Origin of the sequence: Kitasatospora atroaurantiaca (assembly GCF_007828955.1) — a bacterium.
Lineage (GTDB): Bacteria > Actinomycetota > Actinomycetes > Streptomycetales > Streptomycetaceae > Kitasatospora > Kitasatospora atroaurantiaca.
Genome location: NZ_VIVR01000001.1, coordinates 576607 through 598968, shown reverse-complemented (window position 1 = coordinate 598968; position 22362 = coordinate 576607). Strand labels below are relative to the sequence as shown.

20 protein-coding genes and 2 pseudogenes are annotated in these 22362 nt (G+C 69.4%); 14 read left to right on the top strand and 8 right to left on the bottom strand.

The genetic code is table 11. From position 1 onward, the window contains the following. The first annotated feature begins 7 nt into the window (after positions 1-7). The 4 genes from FB465_RS37400 to FB465_RS02725 all read left to right on the top strand — a co-directional run bounded on the left by FB465_RS37400 (position 8) and on the right by FB465_RS02725 (position 5283). The gene (locus tag FB465_RS37400; RefSeq protein WP_281292321.1) at positions 8-715 is read left to right on the top strand and encodes a LysM peptidoglycan-binding domain-containing protein; all 708 of its coding nucleotides are present in this window, start codon (positions 8-10) and stop codon (positions 713-715) included. Between the two features lie 667 nt (positions 716-1382). Further along, the gene (locus tag FB465_RS02735) at positions 1383-2933 is read left to right on the top strand and encodes a GH39 family glycosyl hydrolase (RefSeq protein WP_170290481.1); all 1551 of its coding nucleotides are present in this window, start codon (positions 1383-1385) and stop codon (positions 2931-2933) included. 360 nt (positions 2934-3293) lie between these two features. Next, positions 3294-3803, top strand: a complete 510-nt coding sequence (locus tag FB465_RS02730) for a DUF4396 domain-containing protein (protein ID WP_145797094.1) — start codon at positions 3294-3296, stop codon at positions 3801-3803. 253 nt (positions 3804-4056) lie between these two features. Next, positions 4057-5283, top strand: a complete 1227-nt coding sequence (locus tag FB465_RS02725) for an IS110 family RNA-guided transposase (protein ID WP_145787266.1) — start codon at positions 4057-4059, stop codon at positions 5281-5283. Between the two features lie 98 nt (positions 5284-5381). Here FB465_RS02725 and FB465_RS02720 read toward each other — a convergent pair whose 3' ends face one another. Further along, a complete protein-coding gene (locus FB465_RS02720) occupies positions 5382-5897 on the bottom strand; it encodes a class I SAM-dependent methyltransferase (RefSeq protein WP_281292320.1) in 516 nt (171 codons plus the stop codon). 424 nt (positions 5898-6321) lie between these two features. After that, entirely contained in the window at positions 6322-6987 is a 666-nt protein-coding gene (locus tag FB465_RS02715; RefSeq protein WP_145787262.1) for a TetR/AcrR family transcriptional regulator, read from the bottom strand. Positions 6988-7064: 77 nt separating this feature from the next. Between FB465_RS02715 and FB465_RS02710 the strand changes: the two genes are divergently transcribed. Together FB465_RS02710 and FB465_RS36220 are read left to right on the top strand one after the other, a co-directional pair. After that, entirely contained in the window at positions 7065-7256 is a 192-nt protein-coding gene (locus tag FB465_RS02710) for a hypothetical protein (RefSeq protein WP_145787260.1), read from the top strand. After that, complete coding sequence (locus tag FB465_RS36220) at positions 7256-8035, top strand: hypothetical protein (RefSeq protein ID WP_211785708.1); 780 nt, start codon at positions 7256-7258, stop codon at positions 8033-8035. The genes FB465_RS02710 and FB465_RS36220 overlap by 1 nt, the downstream gene beginning before the upstream one ends. Here FB465_RS36220 and FB465_RS02700 read toward each other — a convergent pair. Next, on the bottom strand, positions 7975-8745 hold the full coding sequence (locus tag FB465_RS02700; RefSeq protein ID WP_145787259.1) for a zinc metalloprotease: 771 nt from the start codon (positions 8743-8745) through the stop codon (positions 7975-7977). The genes FB465_RS36220 and FB465_RS02700 overlap by 61 nt on opposite strands. Positions 8746-9391: 646 nt before the next feature. Next, complete coding sequence (locus tag FB465_RS02695) at positions 9392-10162, bottom strand: hypothetical protein (protein WP_145787257.1); 771 nt, start codon at positions 10160-10162, stop codon at positions 9392-9394. A 1027-nt stretch (positions 10163-11189) separates the two neighbouring features. Here FB465_RS02695 and FB465_RS35575 point away from each other — a divergent pair. Continuing rightward, positions 11190-11360 carry a hypothetical protein gene (locus FB465_RS35575; RefSeq protein WP_170290480.1) on the top strand — a complete coding sequence of 57 codons (171 nt, stop codon included), beginning with the start codon at positions 11190-11192 and terminating at the stop codon, positions 11358-11360. An 886-nt stretch (positions 11361-12246) separates the two neighbouring features. On the opposite strand, the gene FB465_RS02685 is transcribed toward FB465_RS35575, so the two are convergent. Continuing rightward, the gene (locus FB465_RS02685) at positions 12247-12981 is read right to left on the bottom strand and encodes a DUF899 domain-containing protein (RefSeq protein ID WP_145787253.1); all 735 of its coding nucleotides are present in this window, start codon (positions 12979-12981) and stop codon (positions 12247-12249) included. A gap of 703 nt (positions 12982-13684) precedes the next feature. Between FB465_RS02685 and FB465_RS02680 the strand changes: the two genes are divergently transcribed. Next, complete coding sequence (locus FB465_RS02680; protein WP_145787251.1) at positions 13685-14635, top strand: Gfo/Idh/MocA family protein; 951 nt, start codon at positions 13685-13687, stop codon at positions 14633-14635. Between the two features lie 167 nt (positions 14636-14802). On the opposite strand, the gene FB465_RS37835 is transcribed toward FB465_RS02680, so the two are convergent. Both FB465_RS37835 and FB465_RS37830 read right to left on the bottom strand, forming a co-directional pair. Next, entirely contained in the window at positions 14803-15240 is a 438-nt protein-coding gene (locus FB465_RS37835) for an integrase core domain-containing protein (RefSeq protein WP_425461118.1), read from the bottom strand. Positions 15241-15317: 77 nt separating this feature from the next. After that, positions 15318-15530: a DDE-type integrase/transposase/recombinase gene (locus tag FB465_RS37830; protein ID WP_425461238.1), complete on the bottom strand. Its 213-nt coding sequence runs from the start codon at positions 15528-15530 to the stop codon at positions 15318-15320. A 370-nt stretch (positions 15531-15900) separates the two neighbouring features. Here FB465_RS37830 and FB465_RS02670 point away from each other — a divergent pair. The 6 genes and pseudogenes from FB465_RS02670 (at position 15901) to FB465_RS02650 (ending at position 21183) form a co-directional block, all read left to right on the top strand. Further along, positions 15901-16409 (top strand): annotated as a pseudogene (locus FB465_RS02670) (DUF4396 domain-containing protein). A 184-nt stretch (positions 16410-16593) separates the two neighbouring features. Next, positions 16594-16833: a transposase family protein gene (locus tag FB465_RS37650; protein WP_342791876.1), complete on the top strand. Its 240-nt coding sequence runs from the start codon at positions 16594-16596 to the stop codon at positions 16831-16833. Between the two features lie 94 nt (positions 16834-16927). Next, positions 16928-17563 carry a transposase gene (locus FB465_RS37395; protein WP_211785706.1) on the top strand — a complete coding sequence of 212 codons (636 nt, stop codon included), beginning with the start codon at positions 16928-16930 and terminating at the stop codon, positions 17561-17563. 125 nt (positions 17564-17688) lie between these two features. Beyond that, a complete protein-coding gene (locus FB465_RS02660) occupies positions 17689-18582 on the top strand; it encodes an endo alpha-1,4 polygalactosaminidase (protein WP_145787247.1) in 894 nt (297 codons plus the stop codon). A gap of 553 nt (positions 18583-19135) precedes the next feature. Next, positions 19136-19285 (top strand): hypothetical protein, encoded by a 150-nt coding sequence (locus FB465_RS35560; RefSeq protein ID WP_170290478.1) that lies wholly within the window; start codon positions 19136-19138, stop codon positions 19283-19285. Positions 19286-19572: 287 nt separating this feature from the next. Further along, positions 19573-21183: a M4 family metallopeptidase gene (locus FB465_RS02650; protein WP_145787245.1), complete on the top strand. Its 1611-nt coding sequence runs from the start codon at positions 19573-19575 to the stop codon at positions 21181-21183. Between the two features lie 323 nt (positions 21184-21506). Here FB465_RS02650 and FB465_RS02645 read toward each other — a convergent pair. Then, positions 21507-22076, bottom strand: a pseudogene (locus FB465_RS02645) (IS5 family transposase); the annotation flags it as partial. Positions 22077-22362: the final 286 nt, after the last annotated feature.

The following is a 22362-nucleotide window of genomic DNA, read 5'->3' as shown; positions in this document are numbered from 1 at the left end:
GACCGGTGTGGGGGCCACCCTGCCGGTCATCGCCACCGGTGCCGCCAGCGCGCACGCCCTGGCCCCCGCCCGTGCCACCAGTGTTCAGACCGCCGCCCCCGCCCCTGTCGTGGCGCAGGCCCAGGAGACCGCTCCGGTTGCGCTGCAGGCGGCTGCTCCCGCGACGTACACCGTGGCCAGCGGTGACTGCCTGTCCAGGATCGCTGTCGGCCACCACGTGCAGGGTGGCTGGCAGAAGCTCTACGAGCTGAACAGGAGCACCCTGACCAAGGGGCCCGACCTGATCTTCCCGGGTCAGAAGCTGGTGCTCTCCGCAGCCGCTCCGGCCACGGCCACGCCGGCGTCTGCGAAGCCGGCGGCCCCGGCAGCGCCTGCCGCGAAGCCCGCTGTGCCGACGTCGAGGCCCGCCGCCCAGATCAGCTATTCCGCCGGTTCGATCCAGGCCCTTGCTGCCTCCGTCGTTCCGGCCGACCAGTTCGCCTCGTTCAGCCAGATCATCAGCCACGAGAGCGGCTGGAACGTTCACGCCACCAACCCGTCCTCGGGCGCCTACGGCCTGGCCCAGGCGCTGCCGGGCTCCAAGATGGCCTCGACCGGCTCGGACTGGCGCGACAACCCGGTGACCCAGATCAAGTGGGCGCTGGACTACATGAACAGCCGCTACGGCAGTCCCAACGCCGCCTGGGCGTTCTGGCAGACCCATCACTGGTACTGATCGGCAGCGAGCCGAGCCTGTCCGGAGGTGCAGATGCGGTCGGTGTGTTGCGACGTCCGAGCACGGGGCCGGGGCGGTCGTCGGCCTGACCCGGGTCAGTACGGCGTGGTGCACCTGGTGGTCCGGACGTCGGGCCGGTCCGCCGGCCCGCCCGTGGCGCACGATGGTGAGCAGGGCGGTGGTCACGGCGGGAGTGGCGGCGGTGACGTAGCCGTACGGCACCCGCGCGGTGCCGGCAACCGTCTTCCGCGGGCGACCCCATGAGCGCTCGACCTTCAAATCCGCCTGAAGCAGCGTCAGTTGCCGGCCGTCAGCGGGGTGGTCCATGCCGCACTGCCGGCGTGCCGCGCTCATGCGATTCTTGCGTGCCCGGCAGGGCAGCGCAGGCGGCCCGGCTGTCAGCCGCGAAGGCCCTCGAGATCCGCCACGGCCATTCCCGGGATCGGCCGTCACACAGTTCGACGAACCCGCCCCGCCCGGCGGCACGCAGCGCGCCAGGCGGACCTTTCCAACGGAGCATTGCCCAAAACGCCTGGCGCCCGGGCGGACGCACCGCTACCACCACATAGTCAGCACCTGCCGGGGACCGCGAGCCGCAGACCGGCACCCGGAATCGTCGCCCCGTCGATGGGGCATCGCCGAATTCGACTACCAGAGGGTAAATCAGATGATCATGGGACACCGCCGTGCCCTTAAGGCGCTCGCACTGGCCGCCACGCTGTCCACGGCTGTCATGGGATACCAAGCCACCATTCAGCCGGCCGCAGCTGCCGCATCCAACGTCACCATCGATTTCTCCACGGCCATCGGGCAAGTCAATCCGAACGCCTTCTCGGGAACCATTTCCACCTACGGTCAGAGCGGCGGCAGCGTCGTTGCCGCCGCGAAACAGCGCACCAAGCTGAAAAGCTTGGGCCTGTCCACCTACCGGGTGCCGCTGCAGTGGAACGGCGGCACTATCATCTCCTCGGCCGGCGGCGGCCCGACGAACATCTCAGGCGACCAGTGGGTGGACAGCATCGTTGCTTCCGGCGGCACCCCGAAGATCGTCCTTGGCGGGTCAAGTGACGACAACTTCACCCCGTCGGACGGCGCGAACATGGTGAACCACTTCAAATCGGAAGGGAAGCCGGTCGGCTACTGGGTGATCGGCAATGAGCCGAACAACGCCGGCATGAGCATCGGCACCTATTGCCAGCTGTTCAACAGCACTGTCTCCGCGATGAAAGCCGTCGATCCTACGATCAAGGTCGCCGGGCCCGCGTGGTCGTACTTCAACGCATCTGATCTCCAGAGCTTCCTGAACTGCGCAGGCAACTCCGTGGACATTGTCGACTACCACCACTACGCGATGGGCAGCACCTTCCTCGACAACGCCACCGCACTGTCCCAGACGGTGAGTTACGAGGACGAGATCACCCAGATCCGCAACATGATCAACGCCACCGTTCCCGCCCGCGCGGGCCAGATCGGTATCCAGGTCGGTGAGTACAACTGGTCCTGGCGTACAGCAGACGGCTACCCCGGCGCCTATCAGGGCGACGACCGCTTCTACCAAGCCGTCGACACCGTGTGGGGCGCCTCAGTGCTCGGCCACATCACCCGCGCAGGCGGCATCGGTCACCAGTACGCGGACCAGAACGGTGCCCTCGGCGAGACCTTCGAGAAGTCCGCCGATGCCACGCACTTCGGCATGCAGGTCAACGACCCCATGCCGATCTACTGGGGCACGCTGATGTTCTCCGGCGGATCAATGTTCCGGCCGTTCGGCCCGTCGCTGGTGCAGGCCTCGACGTCACTGCCGAACGTGGAGGTCTACGCCTCCTCGGGGCCGGGCAACGTCGTGCTGATCAACAAGGATCCGAGTGCCACCCGGACCGCGGTCATCCAGACCACGGGCCTCACCTCGGGTACGGCCGACGTATGGCAGACCAACCCCAACGCCCCGTTCGCCAGTCCGACCAAGAGCACCGCCGGCATCACGGACGGCCAGACACAAGTGACCCTGCCCCCGTACTCGGTCACCACCCTCATCATGCCCTCCGCGCCGACGCCGGCCTCCACGCCCACGTCCACGCCCGCGCCTTCCTCCACCCCCACGCCCACGCCCACGCCCACGCCTGCCCTCACCCCGACCGCCACCCCCACGCCGACCCCCACCCCCACGCCGCAGCCCCGACGTAGGCACTGGGGTCATGGCGGCGGCAGCGGCATCTGAGGTTCCCTTCCGAGGGTCCGACACGAAAATGGAGGGAACGACGCAGGTCAGACGGTTGCGATGGGACATCCAGGAGGCGGGGCGCTCGGTCGTCCGGCGTGCTCCAGTTCGGAGAACAGGCGGCGGTGAGGAAGAGGACTGCACCGGCCGCGTCGATCACGGTGTAGCGGTCGGGGTCCAGTAGGTGGCGAACGATGGCGCCACGGATGAGGCCGGCGCCGACGAAGCGTCTGACCCGACGCGGTGGTCCGGCACCGGCACAGGCTGCGTACCCCGGGCCCCGGCAGGTGGGGAATACCCCCCGGGGGTACTGAGTTGGAACGGGTGAGCAACCACGGAGACGCGCACGGGGAGGGCACCATGGACCAGCACGGCGGACATGAGCACAGCCGGCACGAGCACCACCACAGCAGTCACGCGGCCCCCGGGGGCGACAGCGGTTGGCGCACCGCCGCGCAGGCGACCCTGCACTGCCTGACCGGATGCGCGATCGGTGAGATCCTCGGCATGGTCATCGGGACCGCGCTCGGTCTGCACAACGGGGCCACCGTCGTGCTGTCCATTGCGCTGGCTTTCGTCTTCGGATACGGGTTGACCATGCGCGGCGTCCTGCGGGTCGGCCTCGACCCGCGTCAGGCGTTCAAGGTCGCCCTGGCGGCGGACACCGTCTCCATCGTCGTCATGGAGATTGTCGACAACGCCTTCATGGTCGCCGTCCCGGGTGCGCTGGATGCGGGGCTGACCCAGGCCCTGTTCTGGATCTCCCTCGCGGCCTCACTGGTCATCGCCTTCACGGTGACCGTGCCGGTCAACCGCTGGCTGATCGCACGTGGCCGGGGGCATGCGGTCGTCCATGCGTACCACCACTGAGCAGCCTCGCCTAATGGGACTTGCTGAGTCGTAGAGACTCGGTGCCGCAGCGCCAGCAGGTGAGCACTCTCTTCGCCGGAGCCATTGCGAGTTCTGGGGTCAGACCGTGCCCCTGCTGGTCGGCCGGAAGGCCATGACCGCTGATGGGGTGGCGTGCCCGCCGAGATGAGCGTGAGCACTGGATCCATTAGGCCGCGTGCCGTGTCTTCCGCGGGCTGCACGCCAGTGGAGTACCTGACCAGGGGAGGAAGACTTGCTGCTGATCGGCGACGACTGGGCCGAGGACCATCACGACGTCGAGGTTCAGGCCCCGGACGGCCGCAGGCTGGCGACCGCGAGGCTGCCAGAGGGCGCGGAAGGCATGGCCAAGCTCCACGAACTCGTGGCCAAGCACGCGGGCGAGGACCCCGATCCGGCCGATGTGGTCGTCGGTATCGAGACGGACCGGGGCACGTGGGTGCAGGCCCTGCTCGCCGCCGGCTACCAGGTCTACGCGATCAACCCCCGGCAGGTCGCCCGCTTCAAGGAGCGGTACGGCACCTCCGGAGCAAAGAGCGACAAGGGCGACGCCCATGCCCTGGCCGACATGGTCCGCATCGACCGCGACCAGCTACGACCCATCGCCGGCGACAGCGACCAGGCCCAGGCTGTCAAGGTCGTCACCCGCGCCCACCAGACCCTGATCTGGGAACGCACCCGCACCTTCCAGCGGCTCCGCAGCACGCTGCGCGAGTACTTCCCCGCCGCCCTGGCCGCCTACGCGTCCCTGGAACTGACCAGCACCGACGCACTGGAACTGCTGATCAAAGCACCCACACCACAGACGGCGGCGAAGCTGACCCGCACCCAGATCTCCGCTGTCCTCGCCCGCGCCCGCCGGCACAACCGGGACCAGAAGGCCGGCGCCATCCAGGCCGCACTGCGCGAGAAGCAGCTGGAGCTGCCCGAGCCGGTCACGGCCGCCTACGCGGCCGCCACCACTGCCCACGCCCGGCTCCTGATCGCCCTCAACGAGCAGATAGCCGCGATGGAAGAGCAGGTGAGGGCGCATTTTCTCGCGCACCCGGACGCTGAGATCTACCTCTCCATGCCCGGTATCGGAGAGATCACCGGTGCCCGGGTGCTCGCCGAGTTCGGGGACGACCCCACCCGCTACACCTCCGCCAAGGCCCGCAAGAACTACGCCGGCACCAGCCCGGTCACACGGGCCTCCGGCAAGAGCCACACCGTCCAGGCCCGCTACGTCCGCAACAACCGGCTCGCCGACGCCCTCCAGCGCCAGGCGTTCTCCGCCCTGCGCGCCTCGCCCGGTGCCCGTCGCTACTACGACAAGCAGCGCGCTCGCGAGGTCGGCTACAACCCCGCCCTCCGCCAGGTCGGCAACCGGCTCGTCGGCATCCTCCACGGATGCCTCAAGACCCGCACCCACTACGACGAAGCGACCGCCTGGTCCCACCACGCACACCTCCACGCCGCTTGACCTCAAACGTCATGGGGTGTCTGACCCGTTGCCGTATCGCATGTGTGATATGGCGACGGGTCAGCTCATGGCTGACTCGGTCTCGACCGGAGCGTCGCTCAGGCCCGGGGCGCGGGGTGTTGGACGTGGAAGAGGGCCTGGAGCCGCGAGGCGTCGACGGCCTCGGCGGGCGCCGACGGTCCTGGCCACGGCAGTGTGCGGCGGCGATCACGCGGAGGGGCGCCGGCAACCTCTGGCCAGGATGAGCGCCGCAGGACGACCCAGGTTCCCCAGCCGGCCTCGGACTCGATGCCCTCCCAGGTTCCGGGCAGGGCGCCGGCCACCGCGGCGGCGGGCAGATGCAAAGGCCCGTCTGCAGCGAGCTGGTTGATCCACGGCAGGACGCCGTCGGGCCGCAGGACGCGAGCCGTCTCGGCCGGGAAGAGCAGCATGTCGACGGCAGCGACTGCGGCCACCGAGGCGTTGGCGAGGGGAAGGTGGCTGGCGTCGGCCTGGATTCGGGTCGGTGAGCGTCCGGCGGCCTGACGGAGCATCTGCTCCGAGAGATCGACGCTGACCACCGTGGGAAACATGGTGGCCAGGAGGGGTGTGTCATGTCCGGTGCTGCAGCCCACCTCCAGACACGGCCCGACCGGAAGCGGCCCCCCGCGGGGCCGGCGCGTCGCGTAGCGGGTCGTCGCGGCCAGTGGCGCGGGTGGCGTCCCAAGCGGCGGCGAGCCCGTCGAACTGGCCGGCGATGAACGAAGCCGTCTCCGGTGTCCATGGGCGGCGTCCGGGCGCCAGTTCTCTGGCGAGGGCTCGGAGGACGTCAGCTGTGCTGGGAAGCGGGACCGGCTTGCTGTCCGGGGCGGCCAGCAGACGCGGCAAGGTTCGGATCACACAAGGCAGTTGAGCACGAGGCACGGGCTCGGCGCCTCGGGTCTGCGGATGGATCCCAAGGCTCCACCCCGGGTGGACCCAGCCCACCGAAATTCCGGTCCGGATCCGACGACCTTCCGCGTTTTGGCGACGACCGCCGACCGTTTGTCGCCTCTGTGATCAATGGGCGCCGTGCTGGTGATGCCGTTGGTGCGCGGGCGGCTCCGGCACCCTGGCGTCGCCGTCCCGGCGTGACGGGCCGGTGGTCGCGGCGCGGGGGTGCAGTCCTGCCAGGGTGACCGTGACGAGCCTTCGGACCGCGGCTTTGGACGGCAGGCTGCCGGCTGCACTGAGGGCATGGAGGCAGTAGTTGGCGAGCTCGTCGGGCATGACGTCGTCCCGGAGGACACCGGCCTTGGCGCCCTCACTCAGGAGATCCCGGACGAGGCCGGTGAGCTGCTGGTGCGCCCGCGCGACGTGTTCGCCCTGGTGCAGGAGCGCGGCGATGTTGCTTCCGTGGTGCCCGTGCCGTTCATGGACGATGAGCGCGTAGGCCTCCAGGACGGCCTGGATCCGCTCTTCGGCGCTGCCGGCCTGGTCCCGGGCCGTGGTCAGCTGTGCGAGATGGCTGGTGACCTGGCGCTCGTGCCAGGCGATCAGGATCGCCTCGACGTCGGGGAAGTACTTGTAGAGCGTTGCCCGTCCGATGCCGGTCTCCTGGGCGATCCGCGACATCGTCACCGACAGCAGCCCGTGCTCGGCCACCAGCGCCGCGGTGGCGTCAAGGGTCGCCTCACGCACGGTGTTGCGGTGCGCCTCGATCGTGTCGTTCCACAGCTTCGGCATCACCCCAATATACGCGGCGACGCCGGCGTGACACCTTGGACTTGACAGAGACAGAGTGTCTCGTAAAAGTTGCCGCCATGACGAATCCGAAGGACCCGCACGCGCCTGACCTGCTCCACTCGGACGGCGCCAGTGCCGCCGCATCCGGCCGCGCCCCGGCGGCGAGCAGACCGCGGTGGGTGAGCGTCTTCGCGATCACCGCCATCGCCCTGGTCGTGGTGTTCGTCATCGTGCACCTCGCCGGTGGCGGCATGGCAGGCCACCACTGATGGCCATGTCGCCGCGCGGGCGCAAGCTCGTGCTCACCGCCCACGTGACGACCTCGGTGGGCTGGCTCGGCGCGGTCGCCGTCTTCCTGGCCCTCGCCGTCGCGGGTCTGACGAGCCGTGACACCGAGCTGGTGCGGGCCGCCTATCTCGTGATGGGGCTGACCGGCTGGTACGTCATCGTCCCGCTGTGCTTCGCATCCCTGATGACCGGGGTGATCTCGTCACTCGGCACCACGTGGGGCCTTCTCCGGTACTACTGGGTTGTGGTGAAGCTCCTGATCACCGGCCTGTCCACCGTCGTCCTGCTGGTGCACATGCAGCCGATCGGCTACATCGCGGCCGTGGCGGCGAGGCCGGGGCTGTTCCGTTCCGATCTCCATGGGCTGAGGGTCCAGCTGGTGGTCCAGTCGGGCGCCGCCCTGCTGGTGCTCCTCGTGGCGACGGCGCTCTCGGTGTACAAGCCGCAGGGCAGGACCCGGCACGGGCGGCGCAGGCAGCACGGGGGACGGCGCCTGCCGGTGCGGCGACTTCTGCTCGGCCATTGGGGAGCGCGGCTCTGTCCTGACCATCCTGTGATCTTCCTTGCCGAAGACGTCGTCGTCAGCAACCACGCTGGACTCACGGCGAGAGGCAGGCCCGGCAGTGGTGGATGGGGGGACCACCAGGGCACCGAGGTGGCCGGCCGCGGCCCGCCACCTCGGCTGGTGGTCGGCGGGCGTCAGCGCGCCCACACCACGAAGGTGATCATCTTGTCGCCGTGGCCGAGGTCCCGGACGTAGGTGTCGGCCCCCTTCGAGTGCGACACCCCGCGCCCCCAGCTCGCGGGGGAGTCGTCGACCTCGAAGCCGGACGCCGTCTGCGGCGCGGCCAGACCGACCGTGGTGGTCGAGTCCAGGTGCGCGTAGATCGTCGCCAGCTCGTCGTAGTCGTGCTGGTTGGGGTGCAGGTTGTTGGGCGTCGAGTCGGGGTTGCTGGTGTAGTCCATGCAGGTGCCGAGGTTCGGGTTGTCGAAGTTCTCGTCCTGGTGGTCCAGACCGAAGGTGTGCCCGACCTCCTGACAGGTGACCATCAGCCGCCACGACGGCGTGTTGTACTTCGCGGTGTTGAAGTACGTGTCGTTGAGCTTGACCGTGCCCTGGGTTATGTGGGTCCCGCCGGTCACCGAGATCGACGCGATGCCCAGCCAGCCGTTGTTGCCGTAGGTGCTGTTGCAGACCTCGACCCGGCCGGTGGTAGCGGCGCAGCGCTTGTTGGACTGGCCGGCGACCACCGTGGTGTCCATGACGGAGGACTTGCTCCAGTCGCTGGAGGCGGTGGCCAGGTAGCTCTTCCAGTTGGAGCTCAGGTTGTCGCCGAGCTTGAGGGTGAAGGGGTTGGAGGTGCGGGCCCAGTGGTAGCCGCCCCAGGAGTGGCTGGCCGCGGCGGGGGAGCTGAATGCGAGGGGAGCGAGGACGGCGGCGGTGGCCGCGGCGAGCAGCTTGATGCGCACGAGGGGTCTCCTCAGCGGGGGGGATGGGAGCACACAACGGCCCTGGGTGGTGCACTCGTCCGCTCGGCGCGGCTGGGATTGCCTGCTCGGTTCGCCGTCGCGGACGTGACTGGCCGTTCCACTGGAGTGCGGCGTGTCGCATCGATGCCGGGGACTCCAGCAGGTGCGAGCCATGAAACTACTAGTAGTGTTAGTAGTGCACAAGGCTTCCGGCGCGAACATGCTCACGTGTCGGCGCGCAACGGCGCTCCGCCGCTCGGCTGTAGGCAACAGCTGGACGTGGCCGGGCACTTGATGTTGTGTCCTGCTCGTCCCGACAGTTGCCTGAGGTTGCAGGTGCCGGGCCCGACAGCGGAGCACAACCTGGAGGGGGACCCGGCCGACGCCGGCGGTCTTGGCGATCCCGGTCATCGTTGCGTGGGGGCTGCGCGCGAAGCAGACCAGTGCGGCGTCGGGACCGCCGGCAGGCGAACCGGGATCACAGTCGTCGACCCGGTGTGCGGCATGACGATCACCCCCGGGACGGCCGCCGAACACCGCGGCGGCCCCGAGGGCACCGTCTGCTTCTGCTCCGCCCACTGCGCGAGCGCGTACCACGCCCCGAAAGCCCCGGCATCGCATCGGTGCCGGGTGCGGTGAGGGGCTGTCAGTGATGGTGGCCGGGGCTTCCGTGCGGCGGGACACTGGGCGACGCCGAAGCGGCGGCCGGCTTCTGGGACGCCGCACCGGGCGGTGCCGGTGTCACCGAGGGCGCGGCGCTCGGATCGCCGCTCGGAGGCGCGGAGTCCTGCCCGTGCTGATGGTCGTGACCGTCCTCCCCATCGCTGTGGCCGTCGGCCGGCGCGCCGTGGTGGTGGCCGCCCGACTCCGCCGGCATGCCGGCGGCGACCTGTCGCAGCCCGGCATAGCCCGCCACTGTGAGGACGAGGATGGCCAGGCCGAGCGGGCCGAGGATCCGACGTACGGGGCGGCGGGCCTCCTTGAGGGTGTAGGCGACGAAGGAGAGGAGCAGCCCGGCCGGGATCAGGACAGCGGCGCGGTCGGGGAAGTCCTCGAAGTGCTGCATGCCGCCGCTGAGCATGCCGACGCCGAAGGAGAGTGCCAGCGAGGTGCCGAGCACGTTCAGTAGCCGGACGGCGGTGAGCCGGCCCGGCTGCTGGAGCTCGGAGGCCAGGGCGGCCACGAGGAAGAGGGCCGCGCCCACCGCAGCGATCACCGTGTAGCGGGCGGGATCAAGGGGATGGTGGACGATGGCGCCGCTGACCAGTCCGGCGCCCACGAAGTAGCCGACGTAGCCGAGGTACCGGCCGAGCAGGGAGGGTTCGCGACGGGCCTTGCGGGCGCTTGCGCGGCCGCCGGTCGGTGCCGACGCGCGGGAGCGGCGGTCACGTTCGGTGGGGGCGGTGGTGACAGTCATGGGAGGCCTTGGGAAGCGCAGGTACGGGTGACGCCCGCGCGCCGGGTGGCGGGCGGTGACCGGATGCGCTCGGAGCAGGCAGAGGCGGACGGCAGAACGGGGCCCAGCCCGTGCGGCGATGCCGCACGAGAACAGGGAAAGGGCCGAGCTCGGACCAGGGCTCCGGGCGCGGGCGCTTCTAAACCTGCAGGACTTGGATCCCGGTCAGGCGAGCATTCCCGCTCGAAGCCGGGCAGCCCATGTCGGCTCCCATGAGGGCAGCGGGCGGCGACGGGTACGGCGCGGCCGGTGCGGGCCACGGCCCGGGAATGGACGGCCCCTGTGGAGGGTGGCCGGTCAGACAAGCATGCGTGGAATGGTCATGGCCGGCGTCGTCGTGCCGATCCGGCGGCAGTGAGACCGTCGTCGACTCCGGCTGAGCATGTTGGCGACCCCTCTGCGCGGGGTGGGAGTGCCCGGCGGCATGGTGCGGTGAGGACGGCACCGCGTGAGCAGCGGCGGAGAAGTGCCCGGCGGCGTTCTCGCCGTCCAGCCCATGCGAGAGCATCACCGCGAGGACCGCCAGGAGTGCCGGAATCAAGCCCCACCACCTCGCGGCGGACGGATGAAAGCCGTCCAGACGGGGGCGAGGGATGGTGGCAGGCACGGCGCGATCCTAACCGAAGCCGCGCCGACAGCCGATTGTCACCTTGAGCCCACCGACGCGGCGATGCGCGGGACCGGTCGCTTTCTGTGCTGGACGCGGACAAATGTCGTTCGAGAGCCTGGCCGGTCACCTGTACGGCTCGGCGTCGCAAGTGGTGATGTCGGCGGTAGTATCCCCTCGCTGGCCGGCTCGCCGCCGGCGCCGGCCCTCCGGTCACCGCCGTCGTCCTCGGCGTGATCGCCCTCGCCGCCGCCGCAGCCGCCGCAGCCAGCGCGGCCCATGGCGATGCCGGTGTGGGCAGCGACCAGCGCGGGGGCGTCGTTGATGCCGTCGCTGATGACCTGCACCGTGCGCCCAGTCGCCTCCTGGTCGCAAACAGCGGTGACCTTTTCGAGGGGCAGCAGGAGCGGCTCGGACGTCGGGGACGCCGACGAGTGGGTCATCAAGAATGTCGCGGTGAAGCAGCCCAGCCCGGCCCTCATCGGGTTCACCGGCGCCACCGGGGACCTCAACGACAAGCACAGCGTGACGAAATGTGACATCTATTACTGACCCGCGCCACACCCACTCAGGGCGGTTTCCGTACCGGCCGCAGCGTTAGGGCCGGTACGGCGGGGAGTGCCGTCGTGCTCGTCCTCGAGCAGCCCCAGCGCCAGGCGACCCTGTCCGCGTGCCGAGGCGGAACGTGGCTTCCTCGCCGTGCAGCAGCCACCGGCCGGCGGTGGTGTCCCGTTTCGCACGGCGGCCACGTGCCCGCAGTTGGCTGATTTCCAGCCGTGCCGGGCCGTCGCAGGCGAGATGGCCGATTGATGGGGACCGTATTCCACGGACGCGATGCTCCTGAAGCATCGAGCCCAGAACCCGGTAGCTGAGCCGGGCCACTGAGTAAGACCCCGTCCCATGTGGTGAGTTCAGCTGTGTTCGTGGGCGGTGATGACGGCTACGAGGTCGCAGCTTGACATCCTGAAGCGTCACCTGCGGGCCGGAGCGCAGTGCGGAAATTCTGGCTCGCGGTTGGTCCGTCCCGACCGGGCGTGCAAGTGGTCCTGACACGGTGGAACATTTCCGCTCGAATGAGCGGGGTGAGGTGGTGTCACACGGGCGTGATGGAGCGGGCGGCTGCGAGGTCGAGGTCGAGGGCGCTGTCGGTGAGCATCCTCCTGGCTGCCGGTCATCCTGCGGCGGCCGGTCTTGACGACGTACGTCGCCGCGCCGCGCGCCGGGTCCTCCGCATCGCGTCCTTCCGCAGCGAGGTGGCGTACGGTGCGTTCCAGGTGGGTCTGCCGGACCTGGGGCGTGGTGCCTGGAGGTGCGGCGAACCTGTGATCACTCGGCGGCGTATGAGGGGACGGGCCATCCGATCCCTGGCACGGCGTCGGCGTCGCCTGGTGCAGGGGCAGCCATCACAATGCGGGATCTGCCCAAGTCGGTCGAATCCTCAGGTTTTCCCGTACTCGTCGTGGCGGCGCAGCCAGTGGGTCTCCTCGCCGTCCTCATGTCGGCCCATCGGCGTCCGGTCGAGGAGGCCGTAGTAGGCCATGGCAGGCTCAAGGCCGCGCGCAGTGCTGACGTACGTCCGGTAGACGGTGCCGTTCGAGAGCGCGTAGGCGCTCAGCCCGGGCCCCTCGGTGACGTACCCGAGCACGTCGGTGCCGCAGGCCTCCGCCATCTGACGCACGGTCGGCGGGATGTCACCCTCGAGGAACGGCCCCAGCTCCTCCTCGGTGTAATGGAAGCCGAGGTCGCGGTGGAAGTCGCTGCCGACGGTGGAGACCCAGTCGAAGCGCCAGCCCATCCGCTCCCGGTAGGCGAGGAGCTTGTCGACCGGCGCCCGCGAGGAGCAGATCAGCGTCACGTCGCGGGCTTTCAGGTGGACCGCGTTGGGGCTGAGGGTGTCCGCGATCGAGGAGCAGACCGGGCATCCGGCCTCGTACGGCGGGCCGAACATGAAGTGGTACACAAGCAGCTGCGAGCGCCCGTCGAAGAGGTCCGCGAGCGACTTGGTCCCGCCCTCGGTCTCGAAGCTGTAGTCCTTCTCGACCGGCACCCAGGGAAGCTCCCGCCGCTTCCGCGCGAGCTCGTCATTTCGTCGGGTGAGCTTCTTCTCCTCCGCAAGCAGCTCCTCTCGGGCCGCCTCGAATTCCTCCTGCGTGCCGATCCTGTGCTCGGGCATGGCCTTTCCCTCCTGGATGGGAGCAGAACACCGCATCGCGGCGTGCGGTCACCCGAAGTGGCAGCCGGCAGTGCCTGCCACCGGCTACCCGTCCGGCCATACATCCACCGTACGCGCGCGGCGGCGGGCCCTCGAGACCAAGCCAAACGGCCTGTTCGGCGTCGTGATCACACGGCGGGATGGAGGCTGCGCATCCAGGTGTGTCGCCGACTCGTGAAAACTGACCCCTGGACTCTTGGGTTCTCATGCTTGTCGCAACACTCCTTGATCATGATGGGTGTGTTGATGGCGAGGCGGGGACGTAAGCGCAGACTCGATAGCGAGGCGGAGTACTGGCGCCTGCTGCAGTCCGGGGCGGGACCTGGTCCCGTCCCTGATCCGTTTCCTCCCGTCGCGCACGTTCCCTGGTGGTCATCCCGTCGCTGTCTGTGAACCTCAGGCGTTCCGGTGGAGCGCCGCCGCCGCGCGCCGTCTCCCGGACGGGTTGTCAACGGCGAGACCCCATGCGTCGAGGTGAGGAGAGCAGGAAGCAAGCGTTGTCCGTCTGTGTGAGCGACCCCGTGAGCCTCCGGGGTGCGGGCCGGTGGTGGTGAGAGAAAGGGACCGCGACCCGACCGCGACGACTACGGTCGGATCACTCACGATCCGTCAGCCGGGAGACTCGAACTCGAGTGGTTCCATAGCCTGAACAGGGAGCTTCATCATGAGGATCGGTCTGCTGGGCACGGGCTTCGGCCGCGCGCACGCCGCGGTCTATGCCGCCCGGCCCGACGTGGAGAAGGTCGTTGTCTTCGGCCGGACCCCGGCGAAACTCGCCGCTTTCCGGGAGGAGTTCGGCTTCGAGACGACCACCGACCTCGATGCCGTCCACGGCGACCCGGACCTTGCACTGATCGACGTCTGTCTGCCCACGCCGCTCCACGCCGAGCAGGCGGTACGGGCACTGGAGGCGGGCAAGGACGTGCTGTGCGAGCTGCCGCTGGCCGGCTCGATGGAGGATGCCCGGCGAATCGTCGAGGCCCAGCGCGCCTGTGGACGGCAGGTGTTCGTCGATATGTTCGCCCGTTTCAGTCCCGTCAACGAGTACGTGCTCAAGGCCATCGCCGACAGGACGTACGGACCGCTGCGCACCTGGGAGATCGACACCCGCACCGCGCTGCTGTGGCCGGGCTACGACCTGCACCTGGCCTCCCTGGCCATGGATGCGATGCACACCGACCTGGACCTCGTGGCCATCGCCGTCGGCCTCCCAGCGTCCGTCACGGCCCTCGGCGTCGAGGGCGAACGGCGCGGCTCGGCCGCTCATGTGCTCCTCGACTACCCCGGGGGGCCGATCGTGCGGTGCAGCGCCTCCGCCCTCATGCCCGGGCCCTATGGGATGGGCGGCGGCGCACGCCTGGCCTTCGCCGACGGCGTGCTGGAGACACACTTCACGGGCGGCGCCGAGGGCCCGGGCCGTACCATCCTCGTCGAGTACACCGACGTCGGCCGGCGCACCATCGACCTGCCCGATCGCGCCCCGTACGCGACCGTTATCGACCATGTGCTGGCCTGCCTGGCAGGAAACGCCACGTCGCGGATTGCACCGGAGAGCGTCCTGGACGGCCTCCAGCTCACCCTCGACGTCCGGCGACGGCTCAGCCCGAGGAACTGACGCGGCTCCCGGCCCGGCCGCCTGGCCCGCGATGAGTGGGCCCGGGGCTCGCTCCGGCTCATGTTGACCCAAGGTCAGCGCCCCACTCGAATCAACCAGCGAAGTAGTACTGCCTTCTCTGCCGGCGCCGGGCCGGGGCGGCGGGCTGACCGGGCCTTTCGCTGGGATCAGGCCCCCTGAAGGCCCCGTCCCCATGCGCCTGCCTTGATGCCGGTGCGCCCGTGGGGCCGCGCCCGATAAGGGCGTTCATCACAATTCCCGGATGTGGCAATGCAGATTGGTATTGCCTGACCGGGACCGGGCTGGCTTCTGATCGTTCGTGGGCCTTGACCCCGGATGTTGGACACGGGCGATGCGGCTTTGGTCAGGGTAGTTGATGTTGTGCTGAGTGCCGTCTCGTAGGCGATGGGGCTGCGGTGTCCGAGGCTGGAGTGGCGTCGGACGGTGTTGTAGCGGTGTGCCCAGCGGAAGACCGCCAGACGGGCCTCGCGCTCGTGGTCCAGCCTCTGCGTCCTTGCAGCAACTCCCGTTTGAGAGTGGCGTTGAAGCTCTCGGCCGCTGCGTTGTCCGCGCTGCTGCCGCCGCGCCCATGGACTGGCGGACACCTGCTCGCCGGCAGGCGTCGGTGAACGCGCGAGGCTGGTGTATTGACTTCCGTGGTCGGTGTGCAGGACGGCTCCGGTCAGGCTGGTGCGGGTGCGTTCGCCGCGTGCAGGGCGTCGATGACCAGGTCGGCGCGCGTGTGGTCGGCCGGCGCCCAGCCGGCCAGGCGCCTGGATGCCAAGTCGATGACGGTCGCCAGGTAGAGGAAGCTGCCGGAGCCGACGGACAGGTAGGTGATGTCGCCGACGTACTTGGTGCTGACCGCGGCGGTGGCGCGGCGTGGTCGCCGCAGTCGCAGGCTGGCGATCCGGGCCGGCCCGGGGCGTGCGCTTGCCGGCCGCCCGGATCCAGTTCCGCAGGGTCTCCGGGTCTATTTCCGAGGTCGTCGGCGACCGACTTGATCGTCGATCCAGGACGCGACTCGTACAGCGCGACCGCGTCCGCCTTGAACTCCGGCGGGCAGTGCTTCATCACCATCTGTGCAGGACTCCTGTCCACCCAGACTCATCAAGGTCCGAGTGTGTCTGGTGTCCAACATCCGGGGTCAAGCCCCGTCCTGCAGCGTGTCCCGGGCTCCGCCCCGGACGGATGAGCGGAATACCCCCCAGGGGTATAGTGTTGACTGGGTTGAGCAACCACGGAGACAAGCGCGGGAGGGCACCATGGACCAGCACGCCGGACATGAGCACAGCCGGCACGAGCACCACCACGGCGACCACGCGGCCCACGGGGCCGACAGCGGTTGGCGCACCGCCGCGCAGGCGACCCTGCACTGCCTGACCGGATGCGCGATCGGTGAGATCCTCGGCATGGTCATCGGGACCGCGCTCGGTCTGCACAACGGGGCCACCGTCGTGCTGTCCATCGCGTTGGCCTCGTCTTCGGATACGGGTTGACCATGCGCGGCGTCCTGCGGGTCGGCCTCGACCCGCGTCAGGCGTTCAAGGTCGCCCTGGCGGCGGACACCGTCTCCATCGTCGTCATGGAGATCGTCGACAACGCCTTCATGGTCGCCGTCCCGGGCGCGCTGGACGCTGGGCTGACCCAGGCACTGTTCTGGATCTCCCTCGCGGCCTCACTGGTCATCGCCTTCACGGTGACCGTGCCGGTCAACCGCTGGCTGATCGCACGTGGCCGGGGGCATGCGGTCGTCCACGCCTACCACCACTGAGACAACCTCACCTGACCCGTTGCCGTATCGCATATGCGATACGGCAACGGGTCAGCTCGCGGCTGAGTGGTCGGGGAGTGGCTCTGGCAAGATTTTCGTAGCCGGAGATCGTTTCGTCCCGGTGCTGGGCAGCCTCTGACGGTGTTCTGCTGAACTGGTCTCGCTGTTGCCGCACTTGGCGGATGTGTTGGTGGCGTCGGTCGATGTTTCCGGTCCTGTCGTGGTGATCCAGGCCCGTACGCGGTCCCGGGATCCAGCGGGATGTACGGGATGCGGGGCGTTGAGCGAGTGGGTCCACAGCCGTTACGTGCGGCACCTGACCGACGCGACGGTCGGCGGCCGGCCCGTTCGGATCGACTTGAGTGTGCGACGCCTGTACTGCGAGGACCCGGCCTGCCCGAAGGTGACCTTCGTGAGCAGGTAGCAGGACTGGCAATGCGATACCAGCGGCGAACCCCCTGCTGCAGCACCTGGTCGAGGCGGTCGGCGTCGTGCTGGCCGGCCGGGGCGGGGCCCGGATGCTGCGCATCCTCAACGTCGTGCTCTCGCGGTGCACCGTGCTCGCCCAGTTGATGCGGGTGCCGTTGCCGCGGCCGGTGACACCCCGGGTGCTGGGGGTGGACGACTTCGCGCTGTACGGAGGCACCTACGGCACACTCCTGGTCGACGCCACCACCCGTCTGCCGGTGACGCTCTGGGAGGGCAGGGATGCCGAGCAACTGAGCCGCTGGCTCCGCGAGCATCCTGGTGTTGAGATCGCCTGCCGCGACGGCTCGCTCACCTACCGGCAGGGCATTGCCGCTGGTGCCCCCGACGCTGTCCGGGTCAGCGACCGGTTCCATCTGTGGCAAGGCCTGTCCCGGCGCGTTCAGGAAGTCGCCGCCGCCCACCGCAGTTGCCTGTCCGCCGCCCTGCCAGCCCTCGAACCGCCCGGGTCAGAGTTTCCCGAGGATGCGGAAGCGGATCCCGGCGCGGCGGACACGCCGGCCGGCCGTCATGCCCAACGGCTGTTCGAAGCCGTGCATGCTCTGACCGTTGCTGCCGGAGTCGTCGTCTTCCTCGCCGGCCCCGACGCCGGCTACATCACCGGCGCTCGGATTCCGGTCGACGGCGGCCTCGGCGCCATGAGCGGGCAGCCTCGCGTCGAGATCTGAACAGGGCAGGAACCGGGTGTCGCGTTCGGCACGTCCCAAGTGGCGGGTCCTGCCGACCCCACGTCCTCGGCTGTCCTCCGTCGCCGGCAGAGCAGTTGACCATACATCAACAGGAGACCCGGACCATGGCCGACCGAATCCGCCCAGCCCTGCACCGCGTGCTGACAGTGGTGACTATGTGCGGTGTGCTCGCTGCGGCCGCGAGCGGATGCTCCGCGTCCGACGGCGAGGACACCGCTGCGCCGGCCCGGTCGTCCGCCGCTCCGTCGACCGCTGCCGCACCAAGGGCGAACGCCGGGGGCGCGGTGGTTCTGCCGGAGCCGGGCATCTCCTTCGACTACCAGATCGGCGGTGCCTACCCGCCGCCGCCCGGTGTACGCGCGGTCTCCCGCGACCGTGCCGCGAAGCCCACGCCCGGCCTGTACAACATCTGCTACGTCAACGCCTTCCAGGCCCAGCCGGACGCCACCGACTGGTGGCAGGCCCACCACCCCGACCTGCTGCTTCGCTCCGGCGGCGCAATGGTCGTCGACAGGGACTGGCAGGAGGCCCTGCTGGACATTTCCACGGCTGCCAAGCGCGAGCAGCTCGCCGGGATCGTGGGCGAGTGGATCGACGGCTGCGCCGCAGCCGGATTCCAGGCGGTCGAGGCCGACAACCTCGACTCTCACGAGCGGTCAGAGGGGCTCCTGACCGCCGACCACGACCTGGCCTTCGGGAAGTTGCTCGTCGACCGGGCCCACGCGGGCGGTCTGGCGATCGGTCAGAAGAACGCCGCGGGCCTGGCACGGCAGGGGCGCAGCCTCGGGTTCGACTTCGCGGTCGCCGAGGAATGCGGGCAGTACGACGAGTGCGGGGCCTACGCCGACGCGTACGACGACCGGGTCTTCGTTATCGAGTACAAGGCCGAGGGGCTCGCCGCCGCTTGCAAGTCGTGGGGCAAGAGGCTGTCGGTGGTCCTGCGCGACCGGAACGTCGTCCCGGCCGGGGACGGTGCGTACCGCCGCCGCACCTGCTGAGCCGGTCCGGCGCGCGCGACACGAAGGGGAGTCGCATCGATGCGTGGGACGCGGGCCGCAGTACGGGCCGTGGGAGGCGTCGGGCTTGCCTTGGTGGTGACACTGCCGGGCCGTGAGGGACCGACAAGCCCGTCCACGCCGCCCTCCTGTGATGCTCCCGCCCGGGCACCGCACACCTTCGCCGACACGACCGACCAACCCGCCGTCATGCTCAGCACGTTCACCCCGGACCCGTACGTCCAGTACTTCCGCGACCTGCAGGACGTGATCCTCGGCGGCCAGGCACTCACCCCTCAGGCGACCCTCCACACCATGAGCCGCTACGCCACCTCGCTCGCCCGTCACCCCAGCCGTGCAGCCGAGCCGTGCTCTCCTCGCTGCTACGGCATCTCGGCGGCATCGAAGAGGTACACCTTGCGGAGGCCAGGCTGCGGCGGGCCGCTAACCCGACGCTCAGCCCGGAGGAGCTCGGCAAGCTCGACGCGGCGGTGGCTCTGATCACAGAGACGGCTGGTTCCTGACGCACCCCACTGGCGGCTGGGACGGTCAGGCCATGGGAAACATCTACGACTACTACGCGGCCACCGACGACGCACAGGCCCCGGGCGTCTTCGAGGACCGCCGCATCGACGACCCCTTCGGCACGATCAGCCTCAAGGGCGCCGACCCGTACCTGCTCCTCGGAGCCGTCGAGGCCGATTGACGCCACCCCTGCCCCTGGGCCAACGGCTTGGTTGCGCTCCGGAGGCGAACGATCGCCGCATGTGGCGCTCCGGTATCTGATGAGGAGTCATAATCCCGCCGTTTGACGGGGGTTGGGCCCGCCGAACGGCTTTACGCGCTGTAGTTTCCGTGAAGGTTTCGCCGTGGCCATGTCATTCCTCTCGGCGGACTGCCAGGCTTTTCCCAGCCGCACCGCAGGGTTCCCGCCCACCGTGCGCTCCCCCCCATCAGCTCCCTGCGCCTAACCCCACTGTGCGAAGGAGTCCCATGTCCTCACACGCCCGTACCCGGGTCCCGAAGGCTGCCATCGCCGCCTCCGCCGCCCTGCTCCTGGCCGGCATACCGGCGCTGGCGCAGGCCACCGCCACCGCCCCCACGGCCGCCGCCTCGCCGCAGTTCGCGAGCCGGGCCCAACTGTTCACCGACGCAAGGGTACAGAGCTTGGCGCTGGCCAAGTCGCTGGGCCTGAGCGACCAGGAGAAGCTGGTCGTCAAGGACGCGTTCCGGGACGCCGACGGCACCCGTCACCTGCGCTACGAGCGCATGTACCACGATCTGCCCGTCCTCGGGGGCGACCTGATCGTGCATCAGGCACCGAACGGGTCTACCAGGGGTGTCGACCGCGCCGCCAAGGCCTCGCTCAACGGCCTCGCCATCACCCCCGCCCAGGCCGCCCCCAAGGCACAGGCCACCGCCCTTGCCGCCGAGGCCGGGTCCACCGTTCAGACGGCCCCGCGCCTGGTGGTCTGGGCGGCGAAGGGCACCCCCATCCTCGCCTGGGAGACCGTGGTCACCAGCCGGCAGAAGGACGGCACCCCGAGCAAGCTGCACGTCGTAACGGACGCCAAGAGCGGTGCGGTGCTGCAGAAGTTCGAGGGCATCGAGACCGGCAGCGGCAAGGGCGTGTTCGTCGGCAGCGTCGACCTCACCACCACGCAGTCCGGCTCGCAGTACCAGCTGCAGGACGCGAGCCGTGGCGGCCAGTCCGCCAACGACATGGGCAACGGTACCTCCGGCAACGGCACACTGTTTGCCAACGCCACCGACCAGTGGGGCGACGGAACCGCCGCCAACCGCGAATCCGCCGCCGTGGACGCCTACTTCGGCGCCGCCAAGACCTGGGACTTCTACAAGAACACCTTCAGCCGCAACGGCATCCGCAACGACGGCGTCGGCGCGCTCAGCCGGGTGCACTACGACACCGGCTACGTGAACGCGTTCTGGGACGACTCCTGCTTCTGCATGACCTACGGCGACGGGCAGAACGACAGTGCCCCGCTCACCGAGATCGACGTCGCCGGTCACGAGATGACGCACGGCGTCACCTCGGCCACCGCGGGCCTCAACTACTCGGGGGAGTCCGGCGGTCTGAACGAGGCGACCTCCGACATCATGGGCACGATGGTCGAGTGGTACGCCAACCTGCCCGCCAACCCGCCGAACTACTGGATCGGCGAGCTGATCAACCTCAACGGCAACAACACGCCGCTGCGGTACATGGACCAGCCCTCCAAGGACGGCTCTTCGGCCGACTCCTGGTACGACGGCGTGGGCAACCTCGACGTGCACTACTCCTCGGGCGTGGCCAACCACTTCTTCTACCTGCTGTCGGAGGGCAGCGGCAGCAAGAGCATCAATGGCTTCGACTACAACAGCCCGACGGTGAACAGCACTTCGGTCACCGGCATCGGGCGGGACAAGGCCGCCCAGGTCTGGTACCGGGCGCTCACCACCTATTTCACCTCCACCACCGACTACGCGGGCGCCCGCGACGCGACGCTCAAGGCCGCCACCGACCTGTACGGCGCCGACTCCACCGAGTCCAAGCAGGTCGCCACCGCCTGGGCGGCGGTCAACGTCGGTTCGCTGCCCGGCTGATCGAGTAGTACCCCGAAGAACCTGTGGCATCCCGCCCGCCCGCGCGGGCGGGATGCCGTGCATGTTCCATTACGCCATTGCCGAACTCCCCGCAGTTGCGGGCGCGATGGCTGCTGCCCCGGCAGTCCCAGCCGCATTCGACGACGCACGACGGTGACCTTCCCCGGGACGTCCCGGGACCTCGGACGGGGAAGGTCGGCCCGTCACAGAGGTCCCGTCGTCACCACGACTCCCAGGAGAGTCGACTCCTGCCACTCGGCTTGCCCGAGTCCGACCGGTGAGGCGTCGTAGGGCAGCGTGCCCGGGTCGGCGATCCATTCCCGGGCCTTCTCCGGGATGGTGCAGCGGATGCCGCGCCTGCGCAGATAGGCACGGTTCGCCCGGGAGCCGTAGGCCCTGTCGGCGCGGACCGTGGCAGGACGCGTGCGCGGTCGTCCGCTACCGGGGCGAGGCACTCGGATGCTCTCCAGGACGGGCCGGAACTGCGGGCTGTCGTGCCGCTGGCCGGCGGTCACCAGGAGCGACAGCGGCTTCTGCCCCTGCTCGACCGCCAGGTGCAGCTTGGTCGTCCATCCGCCACGGGAGCGACCCAGGGCGTGATCGTCAGGCTCGACATCGACACCGCCGGGAGGTTCCTTCTGCAAGTCGCACCTGCGCGCTCCGGCGGCATGTTGGTGGGCGCGGGCGATCGTGGAGTCCACGTTCACCTCCCAGATGATCGGTCCGTTCGCATCGGCCCGGGCTTGCAGCTGTCCCAGAATCCGCTTCCAGGCCCCGTTGCGCTGCCAGCGCCTGAACAGGTCGTAGACCCGATCCCACGGGCCGTACCGCTGCGGCACGTCCCGCCACGGCGCCCCGGTCCGGATCCGCCACCGTATGCCGTCGATCAACTGTCCTGGTGCTGCAGTCCCTGCTCTCCGGCGGTGCGCCCGTCCCACGGCTGGCCACGGCCGAGCGTTCCGGCACGGTCGACCGGCGGGACGGCGTCGGCCAGGGCGACGATTCACGGCCGGCACCGTCGAGGTCTCCGCCCAACGCTGGCAGCTCACTGGACCCCCAGAGTCTTGGCCCCATGACGACGCGTGAGCCAAAAGGATCTGACGGTATGTCGCCCAATTGCGGGATTTAACTCCTCTTGGCACGAACGGAGAGTGGCGGCCGGGGATATCCGTAGCAATG

Coding starts and splice junctions, on each gene's coding strand:
- FB465_RS02735 (WP_170290481.1), top strand. CDS start 1,383: ATGATCATGGGACACCGCCGTGCCCTTAAGGCGCTCGCACTGGCCGCC.
- FB465_RS02730 (WP_145797094.1), top strand. CDS start 3,294: ATGGACCAGCACGGCGGACATGAGCACAGCCGGCACGAGCACCACCAC.
- FB465_RS02715 (WP_145787262.1), bottom strand. CDS start 6,987: ATGCCGAAGCTGTGGAACGACACGATCGAGGCGCACCGCAACACCGTG.
- FB465_RS02710 (WP_145787260.1), top strand. CDS start 7,065: ATGACGAATCCGAAGGACCCGCACGCGCCTGACCTGCTCCACTCGGAC.
- FB465_RS36220 (WP_211785708.1), top strand. CDS start 7,256: ATGGCCATGTCGCCGCGCGGGCGCAAGCTCGTGCTCACCGCCCACGTG.
- FB465_RS02695 (WP_145787257.1), bottom strand. CDS start 10,162: ATGACTGTCACCACCGCCCCCACCGAACGTGACCGCCGCTCCCGCGCG.
- FB465_RS02685 (WP_145787253.1), bottom strand. CDS start 12,981: ATGCCCGAGCACAGGATCGGCACGCAGGAGGAATTCGAGGCGGCCCGA.
- FB465_RS02680 (WP_145787251.1), top strand. CDS start 13,685: ATGAGGATCGGTCTGCTGGGCACGGGCTTCGGCCGCGCGCACGCCGCG.
- FB465_RS37395 (WP_211785706.1), top strand. CDS start 16,928: ATGCTGCGCATCCTCAACGTCGTGCTCTCGCGGTGCACCGTGCTCGCC.
- FB465_RS02660 (WP_145787247.1), top strand. CDS start 17,689: ATGGCCGACCGAATCCGCCCAGCCCTGCACCGCGTGCTGACAGTGGTG.
- FB465_RS35560 (WP_170290478.1), top strand. CDS start 19,136: ATGGGAAACATCTACGACTACTACGCGGCCACCGACGACGCACAGGCC.
- FB465_RS02650 (WP_145787245.1), top strand. CDS start 19,573: ATGTCCTCACACGCCCGTACCCGGGTCCCGAAGGCTGCCATCGCCGCC.